Here is a 25734-nt window from a genome sequence, read left to right on the forward strand (position 1 = left end):
TTAGAGTTCTCCACGCTTTTTGTGTTAGCCCTTAACCGCCCCGGCGGTAATTCCCTTAGTCATCTGTTCTGTGAAGAGCAGATAGATCAGGATGGTTGGAATCGCAATGATCGTCATAACAGCGAACTGAGCACCGTAGTTGGACGAGTATTCTCCGGCGAATTTCATAATGGAGAACGGAATGGTTTTGAGATCCTCCGAGGTGAGGAAGGTGTTCGCCATAATAAATTCATTCCATGTGCTGATGAAATTGAGTACACAGATGGTAGCTAATGCGGGTTTCGTAATAGGGAAGATGATGCGGAAGATCACACCGTAAATGCCGCAGCCATCGATAACCGCCGACTCTTCAATCGCACGAGGGATGGTCTCTAGAAAACCAGTCATGATGAGCACACTCATTGGGATGACAATAGCCGAATAAGGCAGAATCAGTGTGTACATATTGTTCAGCATTCCGAGCTTGTTAAACAGAATAAAGTTCGGCAGCAGTGTCGCGTGAATGGGAATGATCATGCCCATCATGATAAGTGACAACACGATACCACTTAGCTTCCATTTCATACGGGTGAACGCATACCCCATCATCAGTGACACTAGTGCGGACAGCGCAACGGTAATTACTGTAATGATAAGACTGTTGGCAAAATAGCGTGGTACACGCCCATAGGTAAAAGCGTTTCTATAATTCTCCCATTGCGGAGGGGATGGCCATTTCAGAAAAGAGCTTCCGAAAAAATCACCACTCTTTAGCAGGGAGTAATCGATCAGCCAGATGAGCGGAAATAACTGAATCAAAGCAATGAGACAAAGAAACACCATCATTAGGATTTTGCCAGTTGTAGGTTTACTGCGCTTCTGTTTATGAAGCTTCAGATTGAGGGGCGAAGCGGCAGGTGCTAATGAATTATTCATATGATTTCCTCCGGTTACAGGGATTCTAAAACTCTCCGATATCTTTCTTCAGAACCTTGTTGAGTATTACGGTCAGTACAAGGCAGAACACAATGAATAGGATGGATATGGCATTACCGTAGCCGTATAGCGACGAGGAGAAGGCGGTTTTGTAAAGGTAGTTTCCTAAGAATTGCGTGCTATTAGCCGGGCCACCGTTGGTCATTAAGAACACGGTTTCCATTTGCTTAAGACAGGTTGTAACCGCGATGATAATGGCAACTCGCATCATAGGCGAAAGAAGCGGCATGATGATGCGCGTGTAGAGGGTATAGTTGTTCGCGCCATCGATCTTTGCGGCTTCGCTTAGATCACTTGGAATGCCTTGCAGACCTGAATAATATAGCAGCAGTGCGTATCCAAAACCTTGCCACATTACAACAATGATGATGCACCAGATCGCTGTCTTCGGATCTCCAAGCCAATCATGTGTGAGTGAATCCAGCCCAACGCCGCTAAGCAACTTGTTAAGCAATCCGTAATTGGGATGGAAAATCCCGCTCCACAGCTTGGCTGTAACTACAACAGAAATTACCGCGGGGATAAAAAAGATCGTCCGGAATATTTTTTCGTATTTACCGGAATTGGTCAGGAATATCCCTATGAGAATAGCAAAGGGATGCTGTAAGAATACAGTGGCAGCGGTTAGTAACAGGGCATTGCCCAGCGAGGTCCAGAATACTTTGTCATGAAATAGGATTTCGCGATAGTTATCAAAGCCGATAAAATTGTACTTGCCGATCCCGCCCCAGTCCGTAGAGCCGTAATAAGCGCTCATGAAGATAGGGATGCAAATCATAAAAGCAAACAGGAATAGCCCGGGTGCGATGAGTAGGAATATCGCTTTTTTGTCGCTTAACACTCTGTGCATGGAAATCTCCGTCCTTTGAAAGAGTAATCTATCTACTACCATCGTAACGGGAAGCCAGACCCTGGAACATGCCGTATATTTCAGATGATTGTACACATTTTTTAAATTATGGAATGATAATTTTCTCTAATGTCGAAGGTGCTTATGCTCAAACAACAAACCCCCGACCTCTGGGGGAAGTCGGGGGTTGTACGCCACTATTTATGATGTTAAATCAGAAGCGCCGTCATTCATGTACTTAGTAGTATTAGAGTTTATTTACCAGCCAATTTATCAGATGCAGCGTCAAGCGCTTTGGCGAATTCCGTTGTATTCATAGCACCGGAGAGTAAACTTTGGTGAGCTTCCATTACCTTTTGCTTGAACTCGTCGTTACCAATATCCTGTAGCGGAGTTCCGCTAGAAGAGGTCATCGAGCTGAAGACATCGACTAGTTCTTTTTGGAGTTGAGTTTCATTACCAGTCAAGAATTCATCGAATTTTTGCGCAGGTGTACCCGCGCCAGCTTGCCATAACATCTTGGACCAGTTCTCAGGAGCGAAGAAATATTTCAAGAAATCAACAGCAGCTTCAGGATGCTTGGAGTTTTTACTTACTGCATATCCACCACCGTACCAAGCAGCATCATCCGTTGATTTACCTTTATCTGAACCAGGGAAGGCGAATGCGCCTACATTATTGCGGAATTCTTCAGAGAAGTTCACATCTGTAGCTAGGCCAGACTCCCAAGCGCCCATAAAGAACATAGCGGCTTGTCCTTGTCCGAACAAGTTACGCGCTGCACCGTAATCGGCGGTCAGCCAGCCGTCGGCAAAACCTTTAGCATTTGCGAAATCTTGCATTTCAGTTGCAGCTGCAACAAGACTAGGATCATTAAAGGATATTTTACGAGCAACAGCTTCATCCATCTTATTAAAATCACCATTTTGACGTTGAGCCACAAACTCATACCAGATTGGCAGCGTCCATGCGTCCATACCATTCATAGCGATAGGGTTAATCTTGTTGGCACGCAATGTTTTGACAGCTGCGAGCAGGTCAGCAGTAGTCTTTGGAACCTCGATGCCGTTGTCAGCAAAGATTTTCTTGTTATAGAACATAACCATATAGTCGGCACTACGTGGCAATCCATACAGTTTGCCATCTTTGCTGAAGCCGTCCATGGAACCAGAAACAAACTGATCACCTTCGAAGTCAGCGCTGTTCAGTTCAAGCAGTAAGTCATTATCGAGCAGAGGACTCAGGAAAGAAGGCTGACCCCAAGCTTGAATGATATCAGGCATCTGATTACTGGAAGCATATACTTTGATTTTTGATTTATAAGGTTCATCTTGAAGCGCTTCCACTTCTATCTTGACGTTAGGGTGCTCTTTCATATAAGCGTCGATAATGTCTTGCTCCACCTTGCCTGAACCGTTTGCCCGATCCGCAAGTGCGGTGAAGAACTTCAGTGTAATTTTTTCGGCTGGTGCGTTCGCTGTGGCCTCGGCAGTAGCTTCGGCTTTGTCATTTGCAGGAGCGTTTGTAGCTTTCGCATTGTTATTTCCGCCACCGCAGCCTGCAAGCAGAGCTGGAAGCATTAGACTCATAAGCATTAGCTTGATACCTTTACTTTTCATCAAAGACCCACCTTTTAGAATGATGTATTTTGAAGAAACGATTGTTATCCATCAAGGAAGACGACAACGTCGTTTCTTCTTGAAATATAAGAATGTATAAGTTTCACGCTATACATTATCCTTATATTTCTCGCATAAACGCTGACCGTCTATAAGAGACGTCGAAGGCGTTTTTGCTTGCATCCTCATCTTAAGAGTTTCTGGCTAATAGAAACATGGTTCATATTTAAGAATGATGTAGGCATTTTTTAGCGAATGTAAAAAGCCGGTTCAGGGTGTAATGATTTCAGTTATACTTGCTTTACACATCTTTCTATTATATAAGAAGGTGGTTCTCATGAATCGAAACTTTCGCTTAGTCAGCCGTTATCGCCATCTTCCGCTCCAATTTAAGCTGTTGTTATGGTTCGTCCCCCTGCTTCTGGTGACCATATTCGCTATGGGCTGGAACTCGTATCAGATCTCTTCACAGCAGGTGGTGGAGAAAATGAAACAGTCGCAGGATCATCTTACCAAAAAAACAGCAGAGCAGATCGATGAGATGGTGCGAGGCATGATTTCTTTTTCGAATACACTCTTTCTGGATGAAAGTGTGCAGCGGCTCTTAGCATCGTCTGAAGCACAAAAGGAACGTAATTCTGTATTTAAGACCGTTACCAATCTTATGGTTGCAGGCAATTCAATTCAATCGCTGATTCTGTATTCTTTAGACGATAACAATGGAGCAGAGCCTTTTGCTGCGAATCAGGCAGGATTGACGACAGGTATGAAGTACTCAGATTTTATCAAAACCTCGTATTATAAAGAAGCTATTAAAGCAGCAGGTAGCCCAACCTTTGGACTCTCCAGGCCGACTGACGGCATTTTTGTAGGCGATCATTATCATAAGATTGTGCTTTCCAGAATCATCATGAATATTTACACCTTAAAGCCGGCAGGACTCGCTGTGATCGGTGTGGATGCAGGGAAGATTGGGAGCCAATATCTCGACAATGCTGAAGATGATGTAGATATGTTCGTAATTGATCGGGATGGGCTGATTATTACGGCTTCGAATCCGAGCTGGATTGGCAAAAGAGATCTGGAACTTCCGTATTTTGCGGACAGCGACCCTAAGCTGACTGTGAAAAAAAGGCTGGAATTTACAGCGGATCATAAACAGTGGATTGTGTCGCATCTGCAGTCGGAGACGACAGGCTGGTATGTGGTGGTGGCTCATTCCAAGCGGCAGCTTGTTAAAGAGCTCGGTCAGATTTTACAGGTCACGATGACGATTGCTGTTCTGTGTTTAGTAGTTAGCCTAATGGTTACCTGGCTGGCAGCTGCCGCTATCACGAAACCACTGAAGAAGCTTTCCCGTTCGATGCGCAGACTGCAGACAGGTGATTTTACGCAGCGGGTATTTTTTGAAGGAAATGACGAGATCGGCTTACTCGGGCATGGTTATAATCTAATGGTGCAGCGGATTAAATCGCTCATCAATGATGTATACGCCTCAAGAATGAAGCAACAGGAGGCAGAGTTGAAAACGCTTCAAGCTCAAATCAGGCCTCACTTTTTATATAACACGTTAAATACAATCTGTTGGGAAGCTGAGAAGAAGGGAGATAAAGAAATTGCCGATATGGTGTATTCTCTCTCTCAAGTGTTCCGACTGAGCTTAAATGATGGACGGGATACGTTTACTTTGGAGCAGGAAGTAGAGCTGGTGACCAATTACTTGTTCCTTCAGAAAAATCGCTTTAAGGAGCGTTTTGAATTCGAAATTTCTCTGGATGAGAGTATCAAGGATTTCACAGTACCAAAGCTGCTGCTGCAGCCACTAGCCGAGAACGCAGTGATTCACGGGATTGAGCCGCTGTCTGGAAGTGGGCTGATATCCGTTCGAGCTTACCGTATAGAGAAGACTATTGTGCTTGAGGTACAGGATAATGGTGCAGGGATCACGGCAGATAGACTTCTAGAGCTTCATCAACGTTTAGCAAGGGGAAATTCTTTACCTGAGGAAGACAATGTTGGACGCACAGGATTTGCGCTCATGAATGTGCAGGAACGACTGGCCTTATTTTTTGCAGGAGCCTCTTTACAACTAGAGAGTGTGGAAGGGGCAGGCACACGTATTATTATTCATATCACTGTGGAGGGGCCATAAATGATGAAGCTGCTGATTGCTGAAGACGAAGATACGATCCGTGAGGGCATTGTGAATATGATTGATTGGAAGTCACATGAGATTGAGGTCATGGGTGAGGCGGGGAACGGAAGTGAAGCGCTGGCTTTGATGGAGAATGAACAGCCCGATCTTTTGTTAACGGATATTCGTATGCCACAAATGGGTGGTCTCGAGCTGATTGAAGTCGCACGGCGTAGAGGTTACGGCTTTCGGTCGATTATTTTATCCGGGTATAACGAGTTTTCTTATGCGAAGCAAGCGATCTCCCTGGGTGTTGTTGATTATGTGCTGAAGCCATGCCGACCTGAGGAAATTCTGAAGACGGTACTGAAGGCCAAGGAACTTATTGAAAGACAACGATATCAGGAGGATGAACAGCTTAAAAGAGATCGTTCTTGGCATAAAAATGCACCGCTTGTCAAAAGCCAGGTTCTGTCTCAATGGATTTATCATCCCCCGGTTCCGCTAGAACGGCGACAGGAGCTGATCGGAGAGTTATCTATGGCGATTGGCTTTGAAGGACCACAAATTGGTCTGGTCAGCTTTGATTTTGATCCACCCTCCGCTACAGGAACAGGACAGGATTTTGTACTTCTACGTTACGCAGCGTTAAATATTATCAGTGAGACCTTGTCGCCTATCTATAGAGGAAAAATAGAGACTTTTCATGATGGCAATAACTTGCTATGGATTGGCAGCGGATTAGCTGGAACCGATTCTCGCAAGCCTTACCGAGCACCCCTCCAATTGAAAGAGCAGATTGAGAAGCTGCAGAGTAATTTGGAGAAATATCTCAAACTGTCAATCAGTATTGCCGTTGGCTCCTGTCGTTCGGATATTTCTGAAGCGCATCTGTCGTATAAAGAAGCCCTTCAGGCGATGGAATCGCGATTTTTGAACGGAAAAGGCGGTGTCTATTACTATACAGAAGGAACGGGAGTTATAGGTGGCGCTCCACAGGAAATCGGGATCTTAGATGATTCTAAATTAAATGTGCTGGAGGATGAAATGCTTGTGGCGGTGGGGGCTGGGAGCAATGAGCTCGCACTCGATCTGCTGGAGAAATGGCTGGATCGTTTTCGTAGCAATCCGGGATGTCTTAAACAAGAAGTGAATATTCGGGCAACTGCTTTTGTAGTTCGATTAAAGAGACTGGCGCAGGAAAAACAAGTCGCTGGCTTCGAATGGAAGCAGCATTTGGTCAATTGGATGGAGCAGGCTCCACAGATAGAGACGTTGGAAGAATTGTCTACGATTTTGAATAAGGTCATGCAGAATGTGGTGGAGGCTTTTTCTAAACATCGTCCACTACATCGCACAGTAGTCACTGCTATGGAGATCATCCGCAATAAATACAATACCAATCTGACACTAGAGTATGTCGCGAAAGAAGCCTATGTTTCTAATACTTATTTAAGCTCACTTTTCCGTCAGGAGCTTGGTGTGAATTTTCTCGATTACTTGCACCAATACCGGGTAGAAGAAGCGAAAAAGCTGCTCCGCCAAAATCTAAAGATGTACGCCGTTGCAAAATTGGTAGGGTACGGTGAAGAGCGTCACTTCAGTGCTACTTTTAAAAAATGGACTGGACTTACACCTTCACAATATCAAAAGGGATTAGGGAAGTAGGGGGGATTTGTTATCTACTAGGCTCTGTGTGGTTAAACTCTACATATAGCTAAATAGGAGGTAACCGAGTTATGAACCCCAAATGGTGGAAAGAAAGCGTCGTGTATCAGATTTATCCGATCAGCTTCATGGACAGTAACGGAGATGGGATTGGAGACTTGCAAGGTATTATATCCAGACTGGATTATTTACAGGACCTAGGTGTAGATGTGATCTGGGTCTGTCCTATTTATAAATCACCTAACCATGATAACGGGTATGATATCAGTGATTACTGTGACATTATGAAGGAATTCGGTACGATGGATGATTTTGACCGGTTGCTCAGGGAGTTGCACGCACGTGGAATGAAGCTGATGATGGATTTGGTTCTGAACCACACGTCACATGAGCATCCTTGGTTTGTAGAATCCAGGTCTTCGAAGGACAATCCTAAACGGGACTATTATATTTGGCGAAAAGGTAAAAATGGCGGCCCCCCGAACAACTGGGAGTCTTATTTCAGTGGCTCGGTATGGGAGCTTGATCCGCGGACGGATGAATATTATCTACATCTCTACTCCAAATACCAGCCCGATCTGAACTGGGAGAATCCTGTGGTCATTGATAAGCTGCATGAAATGGTGGAGTGGTGGCTGAAGAAGGGTGTGGATGGATTTCGTTTTGATGCGATTGCACATATCGTGAAGACGAAAGGGTATCCAGATGCAGACAACCCGAACGGAACACCTACGGTAAGGGCCTATGGTATGTTCTCCAATCTGGAGGATGTGCATACCTTGCTACAGAATCTATACGATAAGGTGTTATATTTCTACGATATTATGACGGTAGGAGAAACCTCGGGACTCGGACCAGAGCAGGCGCTGGATTATGTAGGTGACGGACGCCGGGAGCTGAATATGACTTTTCAGTTTGAACATATGTTTCTGGATGCCGCTTCGCCGGGTAGTGGGAAATGGGATGTGGTTCCCTGGAGTCTACTTGAACTGAAAAAGATCATGAGTAGCTGGCAGACAGTTTTACATGAGAGAGGCTGGAATGCGAACTATTTATGTAACCATGATCAGCCGCGTTCGGTGTCTCGTTTTGGGAACGATCTCTTTTACAGGATTCCTTCTGCAAAAATGCTAGCGACCTTCATTCATATGCTGGAAGGCACTCCTTACATTTATCAAGGAGAAGAAATCGGCATGACGAATGTCTGTTTCGATTCCATTGATGAATACCGGGATGTGGAGACACTTAATTATTATGAAGAAAAGCGAAAAAACGGTGTTCCAGAAGAGCAGATTATGTCTGCGATTCATCATAAAAGCCGGGACAATGCCCGTACCCCCATGCAATGGGACGATGGACATGCAGGTGGTTTTACAACAGGGACGCCCTGGATTGAAGTGAATTCCAACCATATGGAGATTAATGCTGGCAATGCGGTTAAAGATCCGGATTCTATCTACAACTACTATAAACAGCTGATAGCGTTAAGAAAAAAATACAAGGTGATTGTGTACGGCTCATATGAGCTACTGCTTGCAGAGCATACTGAGATTTATGCGTATACCCGAACTTTAGAGGATCAGCGATTGTTGGTTATTTTGAATTTTTTTGATAGAGAGCCTGAATTCGAATGGCCAGCGGGGTTCGATCCAGATCAGCTGGAGCTATTAATCAGTAATTACCCGCAGTCAAAAGATCAGGATATTCGTTCTTTCAAGCTTCGTCCTTATGAAGCAAGGGTCTATTTGCAGCAGCGTGTGTAAAGGAAGTTTCAATAAGAGTTGTCATTAAAGCCCAAGAGGTCAAGATGATGACTCTTCTTTGAGTTTGTCAGCAAAAGACTGTACAATGGCGATACATTAGCATACATGAAGTGGAGTTGCGGGATGACGCCTGTAGGAGGAGAGGAGAGACAACATGACTGAATGGTATGAAAAGAGCTTTGGTGAGGACTATCTGATCGTATATAAGCACCGGGATTTCGGTGGAGCACGTAAAGAAGTAGATCAGATGATCGCCTGGCTGAGACTGCCTCCAGGTTCGAAAGTACTGGATTTATGTTGTGGGATGGGACGTCATTCTCTGGCACTTGCGAAGGAAGGATACGAGGTTACCGGAGTGGATTTGTCGGAGGTCTTGTTGCGTGAAGCTCGATCTCAAGTCGGGGCGGAGAAGGTAACCTGGATCCGTTCCGACATGCGTGATTTACCACTAGATGGAGGATTCGATGCCGTAGTTAATCTGTTCACTTCTTTTGGTTATTTTGAAAAAGATGAGGAGCAAGTAAAGGTTCTGCGTGAAATCTATCGTCTGCTGAAGCCAGGTGGCAAGTTCGTTATTGATTTTTTGAATCCTGCGCATGTGATTCGTCATCTGGTACCGCATTCTACGCGTGAGGACGGAGAGAATTTGATAGATGAGTCACGCCGAATTGAGGATGGTTATGTGAAGAAGGACATCATTCTAACTACTAAGAATGACCCTACGCCTCGTCAATATCATGAGCGTGTGAAGCTTTATTCACTGGAGGAGTTCAAGGAAATGATTGAGAAAGCGGGCTTGCAGCTCGAAGCTGTACATGGCAGCTATGAAGATGAGGTTTATGATGCAGAAAGGTCCACGCGGATGATCTTTGGTGGAACACGTCCCTAAATGGTTTCCGGAAAAAGATTTAAAGGTGGTGAACGCTCTATGTCTAAGGCAGAGATTACTTCATGGGACAAGAACATTCTCCAAGTCTCGGTACCCATGGACTCGCCTCTTCGTCAAGTGAACAGCTATATCCTCTCGGATGAAGATGGTAGAGTAACTATTATCGATCCAGGTCCGCGTAGCCCGGATACAGAGAATTGCTGGCTCGGGATTTTGCAGGAGCTGGACTTGTCGTGGATGGATATACGGGATATCGTCGTTACGCATCACCATCCCGATCATTACGGATTAGCCGGCTGGCTGCAGTCGCAGAGTGGCTGTAAGGTGTGGATGACGGAGCGCGCCCATGCGGAGGCTAGGTTGATGTGGGGCTTGGGCACTGGTGAAGATCAGGGGAATGACATGGATGAAGATACGGGAAATGGCGTAGACAATGATGTAGGCATAAATGAGATCTTACCGGATTATTTCATCCGGCATGGGATGACGGAGCAGTGGTCGAACGGGATTAAAGCCCACTTGGAAAGCTTTAATTCCCAAGTGGAGCCGCAGCCTGCCGTTTCTTATTTCAATGTGGCGGAGCCCTTCAAGATGGGCGACCGTGAATGGCAGCTCATTATTACCGGCGGACATGCACCGGGGCATGTGAGCCTGTATCATGCTGACAGCGGGCTTATGATCTGTGGGGACGCTGTGCTCCCGCAGATCTCGCCCAATGTCAGCCTACTGCCAGGCAGCGATCCACAGCCGCTGCAGACGTTCCTTCAGGGGCTGCGGGAACTGGGCAGCTACCCGGTCAGCATGGCGTTCCCGGGTCATCGCGAGCCCTTCGCTGGCTTCGCGCACCGGGTAAGCAGCCTGCTCGCTCATCATGAGGAGCGGCTGGATACAGCGGCGGCGCTGCTCACCAGCGGTCCGCTCAGCGGATTCGCGGTGTGCGAATTCCTGTTTCGCAGCCGAGTAACGACTGTTCATCAGATGCGCTTTGCGATGAGTGAGACCCTGGCGCATTTGGCGGAATTAGTGCGCCGGGGACGGGCAGTCATGCTGGAGGCAGACGGCGGTTTCTTGTTCGACGCAGCTGAAAGTGTTGGAGAACATATTAGCTAGAGAGTATCTTGCAAGATCGAAGTGAAGTAGATGAGTATAAAGTTTAAGAGCAGTCCTGCATTGTGGGGACTGCTCTTTTTGTATTTGAGTAACCTTGTCCCTCCGTCCCTCTATTCATCCTTCGATCGCTTTCATATTCATGCGTTAGCGTATGTATTCGGACTCAGATGACGCTATTCGTTGATTTTGAGCTTTTGAGGTTAGTATCGGACCGGAAAGGCGTTATTACTTGTACAGAGTAGTGTTTTGGGTCATTTTTGAGCGAATAGCATCTCTGGAGACCGTAAGTGTTCAAATTTAGGGCGATTTAAGAGTATAGCGTCTGCTGAGTCCGACAACGTGTGCGAAACGCTTCTTATGTAGAGTAACTAACTGTTGGTAGCTATTAAAGGGAATTTCACCCTATAATTTTGGATTTAATGATTCTAAATCTGTTTATAGGGAATTTCTCCTTATAATTCTACTGATTTGGCTATAAATTGAGATTTTCATAGAGATTATAGGGAAGAATTCCGTATAATCTCTGGATTTGAGCCAAAATCGTTATTTTATAGGGAGGATTTCCCTATAGGCAACGAGCTCCTGTAGAACCCCCACCGTAGAACCCCCATAGCAGAAGCACCATCGTAGAACTCCTCGTCCGCTACCCACAAAAAAGCGATTGTCTCAACAGCCCGCAGGGCTGTGAAACAATCGCTTTTTCCTCAGAGTTTCATATAGTCGATCTGAAACTCATCATTCAGGTGTACCTAAAACTCCTCACTCCGGAGTTTCATCATATTCCGCAAGTTTCCTAGCGGCCTCTTCTCGATCCTCTGGTGTGTGAGGCAGATCCAGCTCAATTTCGCGCTCCGCTTGCTTGCGGTGTGCGATTCGGCTACTGGCTGCCGCCGCCACGGCTCCAACGATGTCGTCGAGATAGGTGTGGATTTGTCCGGTACTTTTGTCATTTAACCTTTGAAGAACGCCTGGCTTCAGCTTGTCCACATAGCCATAGTTGGTAAATCCGATACTGCCGTATACGTTCACGATAGAGAAGGCAAGAATCTCATCTACGCCGTACAATCCCTCATCATTTTCGATCATATCTTGAAGTGGGGAGAACAGCTTGCCCTCTTCTGCCATTACATCTAATTGAATGCCTGTTAGTACAGCATTTTGTACTTCTCGCTTGCTAAGCACCATCTCTACATTATGGATACATTCATCCATCGTTAAATTCGGATAGTATTTCTGTTGCAGGAACATAACGAGTTCCGCGATTTCTTCCAGGGTTACTCCACGCTTGTTCAGCCAGAATTTGGTCGCATCTGCGACGGCCTTGCTGTTCAGACTGTACGGAATTTTTTCGATTTTGTCATCAGCCATGTTCAGTCACCTCGTTGTTTAGTAAGTCATTTCATTACAGCAAACGTTAGTATGATGTTAAGGACTGTTGTTACCTCAGATTGTACGTTTACTGGAAGTATTTGTCCAGCGAGGGAAGTTTCAGCGAACTGAAATCCAGGCCCTACTTGAGATGAAGAAGTAGTTCACAGGCTTTTCCAACAATTTAGGATAAGCTGTTGTTATTTTTTGGACAAAGGTCTCGTATACATAGCAGTACAAATGATATCTAACCTTGAAAGGGGTAATAAATGATGAAACCTATGCAACAAATCCGCGGAATCTCCGCAGTATGCTTACTCGCAGTTCCACTGGCACTGTCCGGCTGTGGGCTGTTTGGTTCAGAATCGGCATCGATTGATGCTCCGCCACCAGAGGTTGAAGCACAAATGTTACAGACTAGTGGAAATACTACGTTGGATTCAGGTGTATTCGGTCCTGTGACACAGGATGATACACAGACAGCGGTTAAAGGCAGCACCAAAACTTCACAGGGCAATGCTTCCGGAGATCGCACAACTGTATTTTTGGAAGATGGTAATGGATTACTCGCTCCTGTATCCCTAAGCTTGCCAAAGAGCAAAGATTCCAGCGCACTCAAAAACTCGTTAATGGCATTAGTGAGCAAGGGAGAATATGCCTCATCAGTGCCTGAAGGTTTCCAAGGCATTCTTCCAGCTGGAACGGAAGTCAAAAATATTACGATAGACAAGTCGAACTCAGCTGTTGTCGAATTTAATTCAGAATTCAATAACTATGATCCTTTAGAGGAACGTAAAATCCTCGAAGCTATCACTTGGACGCTGACCGGTCAAGATGACATTAAAAGCGTACAACTCTGGGTAGATGGTAAAAAGCTCACAGAGATGCCGCTTCAAGGAACTCCGCTGGATCGTCCATTATCCCGCACAATGGGCATAAACTTGCCGAAGCAAGGTCCACTTCTGATGAACTCCAGTGCGGTTACTGTTTATTTTTCCACAACATCTCCTGACGGTATCCAATATTATGTACCTGTAACCCGCTTTGTACCCGCCGGACAAGAACAGCTGACCGCTGCTTTGAACGAATTGATTGCAGGTCCTGAATCCGGAAATGGGCTGGAAATGGTCATGACACAGGGAACGATACTTGATTCCGTTGATGCTGGGCAGAACGGTGTAGTTACCGTGTCCTTGACGGATGATATGTTCACAGATGGTAAAGGTGTACCCGCTGAAATGCTGGAATCGGTCGTACTGACGGTTGCGCAAAATTCGGATGATTCTCTGGTACAAATTCGCTTAAACGGCAAGGAATCGATTACGGATACAGATAATGTGGACTACAGCAAACCTGTTTCCGCACCTGAATATTTGAATGAGATCCCGTTATAGAATGACCCTGTAAGGTTTAAAAGATGCTTTTGTGCCTCCTCTTTGGTAGAATAAAAGTTGCTCAAAAAGACGTTACGTCCCAAGCATTGTGCTACTCGGTATTTATGACGGGGAAATGGGACTCACGCTAAACTTTTAGCTATACGATGTAGGAGGCAGAAAAGATGAGATCAAACGGGCGAAACGACGACCAATTACGGCCGCTGACAATAACAACCCAAACGAATAAATATGCTGAGGGCTCCGTGATCATTGAAATGGGAGATACCAAAGTCATTTGTACGGCTACTGTGGAGGAAAAAGTGCCTCCGTTTCTTAAAGGGCAAGGAAAAGGCTGGGTAACCGCTGAATATTCGATGCTTCCTCGGGCAACTCAATCCCGTAATCAGCGTGAAGCTGCACGTGGTAAGCTTACCGGACGGACTATGGAGATCCAACGGCTGATCGGACGAGCGCTTCGTTCCGTAGTGAATTTACAAGCGTTAGGCGAGCGTAGTATTACGCTGGACTGTGATGTGATTCAGGCGGATGGTGGTACGCGGACCGCTTCGATTACAGGTGCTTTTGTTGCTATGGCATTTGCTATTAACAAAATTGCACTTCAGCACAAGTTGCCTGTGTTTCCTATAACAGATTTCTTGGGGGCAATCAGTGTCGGTGTTGTAGGGGATAAAACGCTGCTCGATTTGAATTATGAAGAAGATTCCAAAGCAAAAGTAGATATGAATGTAGTTATGACTGGCGGCGGTGCCTTTGTTGAACTTCAAGGGACTGGCGAAGAAAGACCGTTCACTCGTCAAGAGCTGGACCTTTTGCTGGGTCTAGGTGAGAAGGGAATCTATGAACTGATTGCTGCGCAGAAAGAAGCGCTTGGAGCGATTGCTCTCAAAATCCCTTCCGGCCAGCCGGGCCAAGAGGTGTAGCATGAAGTCTGACGGCGGTATTCTTATTGTTGCGACGAAGAATAAGGGGAAAGTACGCGAATTCGAGCATGCTTTTGCCCCGCTAGGGCTGACAGTGAAAAGTATGTACGACTATCCGGATCTGCCCGATGTGGTGGAAGACGGAGCCACTTTTGCCGAGAACGCCTTTAAAAAATCCAAAGCCGTAGGCGATGCCCTGGGAATCCCGGTACTCGCTGATGATTCGGGTCTTTGCGTAGACGCTTTGGATGGCCAACCGGGTGTGTACTCTGCACGTTACGCAGGGGAAAATGCAGGAGATGAAGAGAACAATCTGAAGCTGCTTAGCGAACTTGAGAAGCTAAAACAGGGCGAGGATACCGGACAGCCTTTGCTAAGTACAGCTCGGTTTGTCTGTACATTGTCCTTATACGATCCAAGCTCAGGACGGGAGTTAACCGCTGAAGGTGCAGTGGAGGGATGGATCACATCCGAACCTGCTGGTGGTGGAGGCTTCGGATACGATCCGTTGTTTTACTTGGCGGAATATGAAAAGACAATGGCCGAGCTAACGCTCGAAGAGAAGCAGCGGATTAGCCACCGAGGAACTGCGCTAAGGTCGCTGACTGAGAAGCTGGCAGCTGCAGATGACTTGAATTCCTAATCTAAGCGCTCCATGCGGTCGCATGAGAGATAAAATAAAGAGCTTGCAAATCCAAGATACATATCTTGGTTTGCAAGCTTCTTTTGGTTTATTAGGTGAAACTTATCATATTAATGGATTAGTTCAGCTTCCAGAGTGCAGGTGTTGCTGTCGGTTCCCAGCCCAGAAGTGAAGTGTGGGGCTGCAGACATGTATACGTTAACCCGTTGTAGCTAACCTTATCACCCGCTTTGTATGCTACACCTGCTGCCCAGGCAGATATTCCCGGACTCGGTGTTGCAGTTGGCGTTGGTGTTACGGTTGGTGTTGAAGTAGGTACTGTAGTTGGTGTCGGCGTTGGTGCAACGGTTGGCGTTGGAGTAGGTGCTATAGTTGGTGTCGGCGTTGGTGCAACGGTTGGTGTTGGAGTAGGTGCTATGGTTGCAGTCGGCGTCGGTGTTACAGTGGGCTTCGGTGTTGGCGTTGCGGTTGGCGTCGCCGTTGGTGTTGCTGTCGGTGTCGGTGTCGCTGTTGGAGTAGGTGTAGGCGTTGGAGTGATACCTCCATACAGTTTGTCGTATTCCTGCTGGGACGAGCTTCCGTTCAGCGTAATTCGCTGCGGACCTCCCGAGAAATTCAGCTTCATCATGCCCGGAACTTCCAATGTGGCTCCGTTTGCAATCGTTTGGGATGCCGTTCCGGTAATACGATAGCGGTTAAAGTCCCAAGCCGTCGAGATTTGCTCTACAGTTCCTGCTCCCCATGCAGAAGTCAGGGTTGTTGTTGTCGGTAGATCGAATTCCAGCTTCCAGCCACCGGAGATATCCGCGCCTGTGTTATTCGTTATTTTCAGGGAGTAGGTATAATTCGGATGATCGTAAGCGCCACTGAAGCTAAGACTGAAGTTCGTAGGTGCAGGTAGTTGTGGCTTCGGAGTTCCACCTGGCAGAGAGGCTGTCTTAAGCTGGTCATAGGCAAAATCGGTCAACGAGTTGCCGTACGTGTAAGTGCCATCACTCTTTTCAGAGTAGTCGCCGGTCAGTTCCCAGAACATCATCCCTCCCAAGCCTTTTTGCTTGATATAATCCAGTTTGTAGCCGAGTGACTCCTTATCTTCATACGTAAGAAAGACCTTCTTGTCTGCGTTGAACAAGTATGGAGTTTTGGTAACAGGATCGAAATAACGTTTGTTCGCTGGATCTTTGAGCAGATTCAGCACATGCCAGATTGGATTTGCGCCAGCCGGCTGCTCTGGTGCAGGATCATTCCAGATTCCGTATACGCCGTCGGCTCCACCTCCGGTTGTAGGAGCTGTACCATAAAGACCGGTGTTGTTGATGCCTCCATTTACATTCTTCCAGCCACGTGAGTAATAAGGAACTCCGATGACGATTTTTTCCGGAGGAAGCGTACCCAAATAGTATCGAACGGCCCAGTCGGTATTCAGAACCGGAGTGCCCAGCGCAGCTGTTTCAGTATCACGAGAATCCGGGTACAGGGCGGAATGCGGCCCAACATATCCATTCCAAGCGCCGTGGAAATCATAGGTCATAAGGTTCGCCCAGTCCAAATACTGGTTGGCTTCCCCTAGCTTCATTCCGCCCAGAATCCAAGAGGAGGCGGTTGCGGCAATGGTTAGGTCATATTTCTGATTGTCCTGTGCGCCTGCCTGATCCAGCTTTTCACGAAGCTTTTTCATGAGGAGAACATAGTTGTTGTAATTCACTGTGCGCAGCGGCTCAGCCACACCGAAGTCATTCGGGTTACCTGATTGACCAGTACCGGATGGGTACTCCCAATCAATGTCCACACCGTTGAATTGGTAGGTACGTAGAAAATCCACAACACTGTTGGCAAAGGTCTCGCGGCCAGCTTCCGAATTGGCCATGTTATAAAAACCACCAGAACCCGACCAACCACCAACCGAAATCAGGGTGCGGACATCGGGGTATAACTGCTTATACTTTACGAGTTGATTAAAATGTCCTTTATACGGCAAATTAGTTAATTGGTCAGGGTAGTCTTTTTCGATAGCTGCTGTACGGTCCATCAGATCAATCTTGTTCGTTTGAGGGTTTACCTTGGCGAACGCATAGTTAATGTGAGTGATTTTGCCCCACGGTATTTTATCGACAGTATAAAATCCTTTGTTCTCCTGATCTCCCCACTCCGGGAAGTAAGCTACAATTTTACGCGGATGATCTGCAGCCGGAGCTGGAGCAGTAGGCGTCGTCCCTGCTGCTAAGACTACTTGCGACGATCCACCTGCACTTGTGTATAGCGGAAGCAGAATGATGGCGCTCATTAAGGCCGCAATGTAGCGTGCGGATTTACTTCGCCTATTACGTGTACTTATGTTCATTTAACATTCCTCCAAAAGGGATAATATAACTGCGGGAGTAGATTAGGAACGGTGATCCTTTCGCGTTAATAATGAGTCTTAATTCAGCTTCCAAAGTGCGGGTGTGGTCGCTGGTTCCCAGCCTTGAAGTGAAGTATGGGGCTGGAGGCAAGTATACGTTTTGGCGTTGTAGATAACGATATCACCCGTTTTGTAAGCGGTTCCTGCAATCCAGCTAGAACTCCCAGGGGTCGGTGCTACAGTTGCGGTTGGAGCCGGAGTTGCTGTCGGTGCTACTGTTGCGGTTGGTGCTACTGTTGCTGTCGGTGTTACAGTGGCCGTTGGTGTGGGAGTTGCGGTTGGTGCCACTGTTGCCGTCGGAGTCGGAGTTGCTGTCCCGCATACGTTGATGAATTTCCAGACTCCAGCAGCACCGCTAAGGTCGGGACGATCGCCTTGAGTCCACCACTTAGCTTCATAGACTGAACCGTTGTAAGAAACTTGCTGGCCGCCAGTATATACGGCAGTCTGGTTCCACGCCGCTGCGCATTGTCCTGGAGTAGCCGTTGGTGTTGGAGTTACCGTAGGAGTCGGAGTTGCGGTTGGAGTTGCGGTTGCCGTAGGCGATGGTGTGGGAGTTGCTGTTGCGGTTGGTGTCGGTGTCGGCTGTACCACTCCTCCGCCAAGGTCGGCGTTCAGCTTGTTGGTCAGTGTTTTGTTCCGGTCACCACTTGTCTCCCAGAACATGGCACCCGCTAGGCCTTTTGATTTGAGATAACTGATCTTATGGCCAAAAGATTCTACGTCGTCATAGCTGATATAAGTTTGGTTCGTTGGATTATAGAGATAAGGCACTTTTGAAGTGTCATTCCAATAACGGGTATAGCCGTTTTTGTTAATATAATTAGCTTCGAGGTCGTAGAAATCATAGCTTCCCTTCTCCCATGTACCTGTGGACGAAATACCAGCGGACAATTGGTATTGGCCATTTCCTGCTGCAGGAGCACCTCCCCAACCACGGCCATAGAATCCCATACCAAGAACTAATTTGTTCGCAGGTACGCCATTGGCTAAATAGCTGGTTACCGCTTTGTCGATGTTGAAGTTTTGCGGTTCGGTCAGGCCTGATGAAGATGCGGCTGGATCATAGTACAAAGGAGCATTGTGACCTGTAGTCTTATTCCAGCTTCCGTTGAAGTCATAGGTCATAATATTGATCCAGTCAACAATGGAAGCAATGCCAGCAAGGTTATTGTTATTGACATATGTTGGTCCTGCACCGGAAGCAATGGTCAGCAGATAGGTTTTTCCGTCGGTCTGACCGGCAGCATTTAGCTTTTCACGGATTTTTTGCAGAAGAAGGACATAGTTCTCCTTGTCTTCGGGACGGTAGCTGTTGCCTGCAAGCCCACCGCTGACTGGGTACTCCCAGTCGAGATCGACTCCGTCCATTTTATATTTACGAATAAAGTCTACCGCAGAGTTGGCAAAAACCTCACGGGTTACGGCCGTAGCCGCCACATCCGAGAAACGGTTCGACCAGGTCCAGCCTCCAACGGAGATCAATGTTTTCAGGTTCGGGTTCTTTTCTTTCAGCTTCCACAGCTGCTTCAGGTTACCTTTGATGGGATCATCCCATTTGTCATCCCCAAAGCTCTTTCCGGTGTCAATCCACGGGTCACCCAGCACAATCGTGCCGTTCGGAACGTTAATGGTCTGTGCTTGCTCATTTTGACAGCTCCATGTTACCGGATTAGGGCCGGTAGGGTCAGGGTTGCCGTGAATGCCATTCCAACAAATATCTGCGAAGGCGTAGTTAATGACATTCATTTTGGTGGGATCGATATCTGATACATTGTAAGCCCGCCCGTAAGCGGCCCAAGAAGCGTAATAACCAACCAGTTTATAATCCTGTGCGGCGTTGGCCGTTTTGGCACTACTACCCAGGGCTGAAAAAAGTGTAAGAACAAGCGCGGCGATCATCGCGATCGCAAAGGTCTTACGTGAACTTTTTTTCGTGAATATCATTGATTTTATACCTCCAAGGTTCAATGTGTAGTTCGAAATTCTTTTCGGCAAGAAACCCTACCTTCACCTCCCATAATTTGAAATTCACCTGTACCTTCACCCTTGCATATCTCTCATTCTACTGACACCCATTTCATAGATTTAGCAGCAAAAAAATAGCGGTCCACATAAAGCTCACACAATAAGTAAGCGCTTTCTAAACTGCTGTTTTAAGGATTCCTTTTTGATAAAATTGTAGATGTAACATTGTTGAAGGGGTGTAAGGTGAGTAGAAGAGTGGGTTTGGAGTTCAATAATTAGGATTAATTTCTTATTTATGGGTGAAGGCATTTCTTATTTTCAAGCATAGAGAGCGATTATGCTAGGGATAAAATTCAGTAATATAGGGGGACATTTTTCTAATTCATGGATACTTGTTTAGGGAACTTTGATAGAAAAGGTGTATGTCCTCTTTTTAAGGAAACTCATGCAGAACACATAACCTCCGATGTTATGAATATAAATTATATACATGCCTGCAATATTTTTACGGAATTACGCAACGCATCGCTGTTTCTTTTCGTTATAGTAGTATCATAAGGAAGGTGGTGGGTTCACCGATGGTTGTGTTTTGGTTGATCGCAGCCGGTGTCCTGTTTGTTGTAGAGATGATGACGCTTACTTTTTATCTGCTATGGCTTAGTATTGGTGCGCTGGCCGCAGGTTTGGTGTCGTTGATTGTTCCTGAAGCCATTTTGTTTCAGGTGATCCTCGGATCACTGGTCGCACTTGGTCTGACTATATTCTCGAAACCACTGGTTTCTAAATTTCGCAGTTCACGTGGGTTCAAGGATACAGGCACAGAAATCGTAGGCAGGCAAGGAGTCGTCATTGAGCCGATTGAGAAGGGGCGCTACGGGCAAGTGAAGGTAGGCGGAGATACGTGGAGCGCGAGCTCTGACCAGTCTTTGGGCAAGGACGAAGTGGTCAGAGTAGTGAAGAGAGGCACGACCATTATTGAAGTAGAACGATGGGGGGATATGAACTAATGGAATGGGCAATTATTTCAATTATTCTAGTGGTAGTCGTAGTATTTGTGGCATTAACGATCAAAATCGTACCGCAACAACGGGTAGGTGTAGTGGAACGTCTGGGTAAATTCAATCGTCTACTGACGCCGGGTCTGAACATTCTGATACCTGTGATTGATCAGGTGCGTACTTACCATGATCTAAGGATTCAACAAGCGAATGTGCCTCCGCAAACGGTGATCACGAAGGATAACGTGCAGGTGCAGATCGACACGATTATTTTCTATCAGGTAGTGGGACCAGAGGAAGCTACGTATGGCATTTCCGATTATGTATATGGGGTAAGAAACATTTCAACGGCAACTATGCGGCAAATTATTGGTAAGCTGGAATTGGATGAAACGCTGTCTGGGCGTGAAAAAATCTCAACTGATATTCGTCTGGCGCTTGATGAGGCTACAGAGAAATGGGGCGTAAGAATCGAGCGTGTGGAAGTCATCGATATCAAGCCGCCGCTCGATATTCAAGAAGCAATGGATAAGCAGATGAAAGCGGAGCGGAGCAAACGGGCGATTGTTTTGGAAGCGGAAGCTGCCAAGCAAGATATGATCCTGCGTGCTGAAGGGGATAAGCAGAGCAAGATTCTGAAAGCGGAAGGCGACAAGGAAGCACGTATCCGCCAAGCAGAGGGTTCAAGACAAGCACAGGAGCTGGAAGCTCATGGTGAGGCGAAAGCAATTCAAGCCGTGGCTGAAGCAGAAAAATCACGCATTGAGCTGATTCGCTCAGCAGGTCTGGATGAGCATGTGCTCGCATATCGCTCCTTCGAGGCTCTGGCTGAAATCGCCAAAGGTCCTGCAAATAAAGTGTTCTTGCCAACAAGCGCTGTTGAAACGCTGGGAAGTCTTGGGGCGATTGCTGAGGTATTCAAAGCGAGCAAGGATAGTAAATAGATTTTACAATTCGTGCTTCTTCCGTTAAAGTAAAAAGCAAAAACAACCCTATGCATACGAAGCTATTGTTGCTCATGCAAACTTTGAAGGAGAGAAGCTACCGTGACACAAAAAGAAATCTCACCGTTAGTTGAACTGCTCGGATTACAGCCCCATGTTGAGGGCGGTTGGTACAAAAGACTTTGGAACTCCGAATTTGAAATTCCGCAGGAAGTGCTTGGGGATAGCTATTCCGGATCGCGCCATTCGGCATCTTCGATTTATTTTTTGCTACACGAGGGGGAACAATCTGATTGGCATACTGTTTTGTCCGATGAAGTTTGGTTCTGGCATTCCGGTAGTCCAATAGTGCTTAGTCTTGGAGGTAATGGAGATAAGCCTGAGAATGTGCAGGAAGTTATTCTGGGTCTCGATATTGCTGCAGGTCAACAGCCGCAGGTCGTAGTTCCAGCGGGCGTATGGCAGGCGGCTCGCCCGTTAGGATCAGAACCAGTACTGGTATCCTGTATCGTTTCTCCAGAATTCCATTTTGATGATTTCAAACTGATTGAGAAATAAAGAAGAACGGGGGCTTTATATATGCCTCCGTTTTTTTATGAGGATTTTGGGAATGATGAAGCAGTCTGTTATACTTTTGTGGTAGCGCTTGCTTCTGAAGCGTGAATTTAGGTTAAGTAAGATTAATGAAATAACAATAAGCTTGGAGGGTTAAGCGATGAGTGAATTGAATGCACCGTTCTCGGGAGGTCCGACTTTAAATGATGGAGTGACCATGCCGTGGCTAGGCCTTGGCGTGTATCAGACTAAAGATGGGGAAGAGGTTATTCACGCGGTCAAGACCGCAGTGGAGCTTGGATATCGCAGTATTGATACGGCTGCTGGTTACAATAACGAAGAAGGTGTAGGTCAGGCTATTCGTGAATGTGGAGTGGCCCGTGATGAACTGTTTATTACGACGAAAGTGCGCAACCCTGATCAAGGCTATGAATCAACGCTGAAAGCGTTTGAAGTTAGCCGGCGCAAGCTGGGGCTGGACTATATAGATTTGTATCTCATACATTGGCCGGTGGCAGGAAAGTATCGGGAGACTTGGAAAGCTCTGATTCATCTGCAAAAAGAGGGTCTCATCAAATCTATCGGTGTGAGCAATTTTCAGATTCATCATCTGAAGGATATCATCGAGGACACTAGCGTAGTTCCAGTGGTAAACCAGGTGGAATTCCATCCGCTATTGACTCAGCGCGAGTTGCTGAAGTATGCCAATGAGCAAGGAATCCAGCTTGAAGCTTGGAGTCCGCTAATGCAAGGGAACTTAGATCTCCCCCTCCTTAAAGAGCTGGCTGGAAAGTATGATAAGACCCCTGCTCAAATTGTACTTCGCTGGGATTTGCAGCAAGGCGTCATTACGATTCCGAAATCAGTACATGCGGATCGAATCAAGGAGAATGCGGGATTCTTTGACTTCACGTTAAGTGATGAGGATGTTAAAGCCATCGAAGATTTGAACAGAGACCATCGGTTCGGTCCGGATCCGGACAATTTTAATTTCTAAAAATTACGAATACAAGCCAAACAGCAAGCCACCGATACGGGGACTTGCTGTTTGGCTTGTCGCTTATTGGATGGAGACGTTATATTTACGCAGCCAGAGATCTACTTGAGCTAGGTAAGCAAACAGCTGAGGACCGGACATGAGCTGACCGAACCAAGGCAGATTGGTAGAGGATTCTGGGGAAGCGGCGATCTCACGGATTTTGGCGGCATCGATTAAAGGAAGTATTGGCGAAGTAGAGTCATCTAGAATGTTCAATACTTGTGTTCGTACTGCGTTTAAATAGGCTGGATTGTGGGTTTTCGGGTAAGGACTTTTTTTACGATATAGCACATCATCTGGAAGAATTCCCTCAAGCGATTTGCGCAAAATCCCTTTTTCACGACCGTTCAGGTTCTTGATTTCCCAAGGAATATTAAAGACATATTGAACGAGGCGATGATCACAATAAGGAACACGTACCTCTAGTCCGGCGCCCATACTCATTCGGTCCTTACGGTCGAGCAAAGTAGGCATGAAGCGGGTGATGTTTAAATAGGACATTACGCGCATTTGTGCTTGTTTACCTGTCTCCCCATCCAATGTTGGGACTTCGGCTACTGCATCACTGTATCTGTCACCCAAATATTCCAGCGGCCGAATCCATTCATTAACTTCAGGGGATAATAGACTTGCACGCATTTTAGGAGCAACTGACCAAGGAAAAGTGCCCGAGGAGAGCATCTCCTCCCGATGGAACCAAGGATATCCGCCAAAAATCTCATCGGCAGCTTCGCCGGAAATGGCTACAGTAGCATTCTTTTTAATCTCACGGCAAAATAAATACAAAGAAGAGTCAACATCGGTCATCCCAGGTAAATCGCGTGTGTACAGCGCATTATCAAGTGCTTCTACAAGCTCTGGCGTATCAAATGAGATATAGTGATGGTTCGTATTTAATTCATCGACCATTCGCTTAATCCATGGACCATCTGCTCCGGGCTGAAAAGTATGGCTCTTGAAGTGCTTGTCGTTGTCGACATAATCGACGGAATACGTATCCACTCGTCCCTGGCCGTTTCGGTTGTAGTAGTCCACTGCAAGTGCTGTCAGCGCACTGGAGTCCAGCCCTCCTGACAAGAGCGAGCAGACAGGAACATCTGAGACCAGTTGGCGTTCGAGCGTATCCTGCAGCAGTTCACGTACTTTAGCGGCTGTCTCTTCTTCATTGTCAGTATGTTTTGCGCTTTCCAGCTTCCAATAAGCGTAACTACGCAGACCTTCGCGACTATAGATCATGGCATGCCCCGGACGAAGTTCCTGCATATCCTTATAAACACCGTGTCCTGGCGTACGGGCTGGACCGATAATAAAAATTTCCGCTAACCCTTCGGGCCCGACTATTGGCTGTACCTTGGGGTGCTGCAGCAGCGCCTTAGGCTCTGATCCGAAAACTAAGACGTCATCCACTTTACTATAGAACAGAGGCTTCACGCCTAAGCGGTCACGTGCAAAAAAGACCTGATCCCGAAGTCCGTCCCACACTGCAAAGGCAAAGATCCCGTTGAGCTTTTCTGCACAATCCGGTCCCCATTCGATATAGGCATGCAGCAGAACCTCGGTGTCACATTGGGTACGGAATTGATGACCCCGCTGCTTAAGTTCTTGTTTGAGCTCGGGTGCGTTATATAATTCGCCATTGTACACAATCGCGTATACCTGTTCGTCATGGCGGGTGATCATAGGCTGCGCGCCGTTCTCTGGATCGATAACGCTAAGTCTGCGGTGACCGAATGCGCAAGGACCTGAAATCCAAGTTCCAGCTGCATCGGGTCCGCGGTTTGCTAAAGTTTCAGTCATTTTGACCAGCAACTGCGAGTGCTGCGTGAGATCTCCGCGCCACTGGATAAATCCGGTTATTCCGCACATGATGGTTCATCCTCTCTTTTTGTGCGATTGTTGTCCTTACTTTTTTGCCAAGTAATACAGATATATGCCGAAGGAAGGCATAAAATGTATGTCCTTATCCGAACACTAGGGGAGAGAGGAATTTGCCAGGAGGGAAGGATGACAGGTGTATTATATTAAAGATGCCAAAATTCGCAGAATGATGGAGTATGACGGTGCGCCTTGTGCAGAAGTAGGTGTATTGCCAGGTGCTGTTAGTGATCCTGCGCTTTTGGTGTATATCGTAGAAGATCAGCGCGAAGAAGGCTATGAGATTGTCCGTATCCTCACTAACGACGCAGACACTTCTACCGATTGGTTTGATAACAATATGCATGATGCTTTTAAAGATGTGACTTCGAGCGCGTTTACAGGCAGTATGATTATGACGCCAGAAGATGAACGTTCCAAGTTTCAGAGAGAATTAATGACATACGGAGATTTAAAAAAGCAGCTGGAGGAGCATTTTCGGAATCTGGAGTAATATGGAGTAGAAACGAGGGTATCCGTAAGCTATGAAAATAGCTAAGATACCCTTGTTATTATTAAAATAGGATTAAGATTACTTATTTTCCAAAATGTTTGATCTTGAAAATTCTGCTGAATAAG

Annotated in this window: 20 protein-coding genes; 13 read left to right on the plus strand and 7 right to left on the minus strand. The window is 46.5% G+C overall.

Features of this window, described 5'->3' with window-relative positions; translation table 11 throughout:
* Positions 1-24: 24 nt before the first annotated feature.
* The 3 genes from MKX60_RS09660 to MKX60_RS09670 form a co-directional block, all read right to left on the minus strand.
* A complete protein-coding gene (locus tag MKX60_RS09660; protein ID WP_081393202.1) occupies positions 25-915 on the minus strand; it encodes a carbohydrate ABC transporter permease in 891 nt (296 codons plus the stop codon).
* A gap of 25 nt (positions 916-940) precedes the next feature.
* Positions 941-1825 (minus strand): carbohydrate ABC transporter permease, encoded by an 885-nt coding sequence (locus MKX60_RS09665; protein WP_341059631.1) that lies wholly within the window; start codon positions 1823-1825, stop codon positions 941-943.
* A 254-nt stretch (positions 1826-2079) separates the two neighbouring features.
* Positions 2080-3444 (minus strand): ABC transporter substrate-binding protein, encoded by a 1365-nt coding sequence (locus tag MKX60_RS09670; protein ID WP_076286045.1) that lies wholly within the window; start codon positions 3442-3444, stop codon positions 2080-2082.
* Between the two features lie 337 nt (positions 3445-3781).
* Here MKX60_RS09670 and MKX60_RS09675 point away from each other — a divergent pair, with 337 nt between their 5' ends.
* The 5 genes from MKX60_RS09675 to MKX60_RS09695 all read left to right on the plus strand — a co-directional run bounded on the left by MKX60_RS09675 (position 3782) and on the right by MKX60_RS09695 (position 11008).
* Entirely contained in the window at positions 3782-5596 is a 1815-nt protein-coding gene (locus tag MKX60_RS09675; RefSeq protein WP_076300463.1) for a sensor histidine kinase, read from the plus strand.
* On the plus strand, positions 5597-7246 hold the full coding sequence (locus MKX60_RS09680; RefSeq protein ID WP_076286047.1) for a response regulator: 1650 nt from the start codon (positions 5597-5599) through the stop codon (positions 7244-7246).
* Positions 7247-7317: 71 nt separating this feature from the next.
* Positions 7318-9009 (plus strand): glycoside hydrolase family 13 protein, encoded by a 1692-nt coding sequence (locus MKX60_RS09685; RefSeq protein ID WP_341059632.1) that lies wholly within the window; start codon positions 7318-7320, stop codon positions 9007-9009.
* A 154-nt stretch (positions 9010-9163) separates the two neighbouring features.
* Entirely contained in the window at positions 9164-9898 is a 735-nt protein-coding gene (locus MKX60_RS09690; protein ID WP_076286049.1) for a class I SAM-dependent methyltransferase, read from the plus strand.
* The gene (locus MKX60_RS09695; protein WP_341059633.1) at positions 9899-11008 is read left to right on the plus strand and encodes an MBL fold metallo-hydrolase; all 1110 of its coding nucleotides are present in this window, start codon (positions 9899-9901) and stop codon (positions 11006-11008) included.
* Between the two features lie 759 nt (positions 11009-11767).
* On the opposite strand, the gene MKX60_RS09700 is transcribed toward MKX60_RS09695, so the two are convergent.
* Positions 11768-12376, minus strand: coding sequence for a phosphatidylglycerophosphatase A family protein (locus MKX60_RS09700; RefSeq protein WP_076286050.1), 609 nt, complete (start codon positions 12374-12376; stop codon positions 11768-11770).
* Between the two features lie 272 nt (positions 12377-12648).
* On the opposite strand from MKX60_RS09700, the gene MKX60_RS09705 reads away from it, so the two are divergent.
* From MKX60_RS09705 to MKX60_RS09715, 3 genes are all read left to right on the plus strand, one after another.
* On the plus strand, positions 12649-13770 hold the full coding sequence (locus MKX60_RS09705) for a GerMN domain-containing protein (protein WP_179085838.1): 1122 nt from the start codon (positions 12649-12651) through the stop codon (positions 13768-13770).
* Between the two features lie 164 nt (positions 13771-13934).
* Positions 13935-14693: a ribonuclease PH gene (rph, locus tag MKX60_RS09710; protein ID WP_042130710.1), complete on the plus strand. Its 759-nt coding sequence runs from the start codon at positions 13935-13937 to the stop codon at positions 14691-14693.
* Position 14694: 1 nt separating this feature from the next.
* Positions 14695-15336 (plus strand): XTP/dITP diphosphatase, encoded by a 642-nt coding sequence (locus tag MKX60_RS09715; protein WP_076286053.1) that lies wholly within the window; start codon positions 14695-14697, stop codon positions 15334-15336.
* A 118-nt stretch (positions 15337-15454) separates the two neighbouring features.
* Here MKX60_RS09715 and MKX60_RS09720 read toward each other — a convergent pair whose 3' ends face one another.
* Both MKX60_RS09720 and MKX60_RS09725 read right to left on the minus strand, forming a co-directional pair.
* Positions 15455-17677: a glycosyl hydrolase family 18 protein gene (locus MKX60_RS09720; RefSeq protein WP_341059637.1), complete on the minus strand. Its 2223-nt coding sequence runs from the start codon at positions 17675-17677 to the stop codon at positions 15455-15457.
* A 78-nt stretch (positions 17678-17755) separates the two neighbouring features.
* Positions 17756-19684, minus strand: a complete 1929-nt coding sequence (locus MKX60_RS09725) for a glycosyl hydrolase family 18 protein (protein WP_076286054.1) — start codon at positions 19682-19684, stop codon at positions 17756-17758.
* A gap of 599 nt (positions 19685-20283) precedes the next feature.
* Between MKX60_RS09725 and MKX60_RS09730 the strand changes: the two genes are divergently transcribed.
* The 4 genes from MKX60_RS09730 (at position 20284) to MKX60_RS09745 (ending at position 23199) form a co-directional block, all read left to right on the plus strand.
* Entirely contained in the window at positions 20284-20712 is a 429-nt protein-coding gene (locus MKX60_RS09730) for an NfeD family protein (protein WP_076286055.1), read from the plus strand.
* On the plus strand, positions 20712-21647 hold the full coding sequence (locus tag MKX60_RS09735; protein ID WP_042191323.1) for an SPFH domain-containing protein: 936 nt from the start codon (positions 20712-20714) through the stop codon (positions 21645-21647). Before MKX60_RS09730 ends, MKX60_RS09735 begins: the two co-directional genes overlap by 1 nt.
* 102 nt (positions 21648-21749) lie before the next feature.
* Positions 21750-22205, plus strand: a complete 456-nt coding sequence (locus MKX60_RS09740; RefSeq protein ID WP_076286056.1) for a cupin domain-containing protein — start codon at positions 21750-21752, stop codon at positions 22203-22205.
* 157 nt (positions 22206-22362) lie between these two features.
* Entirely contained in the window at positions 22363-23199 is an 837-nt protein-coding gene (locus MKX60_RS09745) for an aldo/keto reductase (protein WP_076286057.1), read from the plus strand.
* Between the two features lie 63 nt (positions 23200-23262).
* Here MKX60_RS09745 and asnB read toward each other — a convergent pair whose 3' ends face one another.
* Positions 23263-25107, minus strand: coding sequence for an asparagine synthase (glutamine-hydrolyzing) (gene asnB, locus MKX60_RS09750; protein ID WP_341059640.1), 1845 nt, complete (start codon positions 25105-25107; stop codon positions 23263-23265).
* 145 nt (positions 25108-25252) lie between these two features.
* On the opposite strand from asnB, the gene MKX60_RS09755 reads away from it, so the two are divergent.
* Entirely contained in the window at positions 25253-25609 is a 357-nt protein-coding gene (locus tag MKX60_RS09755; protein ID WP_341059641.1) for a hypothetical protein, read from the plus strand.
* The last annotated feature ends 125 nt before the right edge of the window (positions 25610-25734 follow it).

The sequence above is a fragment of the Paenibacillus sp. FSL R5-0914 genome, assembly GCF_038004525.1.
GTDB lineage: Bacteria > Bacillota > Bacilli > Paenibacillales > Paenibacillaceae > Paenibacillus_AQ.

What these genes read in the sequence shown, in the direction of transcription:
- MKX60_RS09660 (WP_081393202.1), bottom strand. Translation starts at nt 915, where the DNA reads ATGAATAATTCATTAGCACCTGCCGCTTCGCCCCTCAATCTGAAGCTT.
- MKX60_RS09665 (WP_341059631.1), bottom strand. Translation starts at nt 1,825, where the DNA reads ATGCACAGAGTGTTAAGCGACAAAAAAGCGATATTCCTACTCATCGCA.
- MKX60_RS09670 (WP_076286045.1), bottom strand. Translation starts at nt 3,444, where the DNA reads ATGAAAAGTAAAGGTATCAAGCTAATGCTTATGAGTCTAATGCTTCCA.
- MKX60_RS09675 (WP_076300463.1), top strand. Translation starts at nt 3,782, where the DNA reads ATGAATCGAAACTTTCGCTTAGTCAGCCGTTATCGCCATCTTCCGCTC.
- MKX60_RS09680 (WP_076286047.1), top strand. Translation starts at nt 5,597, where the DNA reads ATGATGAAGCTGCTGATTGCTGAAGACGAAGATACGATCCGTGAGGGC.
- MKX60_RS09685 (WP_341059632.1), top strand. Translation starts at nt 7,318, where the DNA reads ATGAACCCCAAATGGTGGAAAGAAAGCGTCGTGTATCAGATTTATCCG.
- MKX60_RS09690 (WP_076286049.1), top strand. Translation starts at nt 9,164, where the DNA reads ATGACTGAATGGTATGAAAAGAGCTTTGGTGAGGACTATCTGATCGTA.
- MKX60_RS09695 (WP_341059633.1), top strand. Translation starts at nt 9,899, where the DNA reads ATGGTTTCCGGAAAAAGATTTAAAGGTGGTGAACGCTCTATGTCTAAG.
- MKX60_RS09700 (WP_076286050.1), bottom strand. Translation starts at nt 12,376, where the DNA reads ATGGCTGATGACAAAATCGAAAAAATTCCGTACAGTCTGAACAGCAAG.
- MKX60_RS09705 (WP_179085838.1), top strand. Translation starts at nt 12,649, where the DNA reads ATGAAACCTATGCAACAAATCCGCGGAATCTCCGCAGTATGCTTACTC.
- rph (WP_042130710.1), top strand. Translation starts at nt 13,935, where the DNA reads ATGAGATCAAACGGGCGAAACGACGACCAATTACGGCCGCTGACAATA.
- MKX60_RS09715 (WP_076286053.1), top strand. Translation starts at nt 14,695, where the DNA reads ATGAAGTCTGACGGCGGTATTCTTATTGTTGCGACGAAGAATAAGGGG.
- MKX60_RS09720 (WP_341059637.1), bottom strand. Translation starts at nt 17,677, where the DNA reads ATGAACATAAGTACACGTAATAGGCGAAGTAAATCCGCACGCTACATT.
- MKX60_RS09725 (WP_076286054.1), bottom strand. Translation starts at nt 19,684, where the DNA reads ATGATATTCACGAAAAAAAGTTCACGTAAGACCTTTGCGATCGCGATG.
- MKX60_RS09730 (WP_076286055.1), top strand. Translation starts at nt 20,284, where the DNA reads ATGGTTGTGTTTTGGTTGATCGCAGCCGGTGTCCTGTTTGTTGTAGAG.
- MKX60_RS09735 (WP_042191323.1), top strand. Translation starts at nt 20,712, where the DNA reads ATGGAATGGGCAATTATTTCAATTATTCTAGTGGTAGTCGTAGTATTT.
- MKX60_RS09745 (WP_076286057.1), top strand. Translation starts at nt 22,363, where the DNA reads ATGAGTGAATTGAATGCACCGTTCTCGGGAGGTCCGACTTTAAATGAT.
- asnB (WP_341059640.1), bottom strand. Translation starts at nt 25,107, where the DNA reads ATGTGCGGAATAACCGGATTTATCCAGTGGCGCGGAGATCTCACGCAG.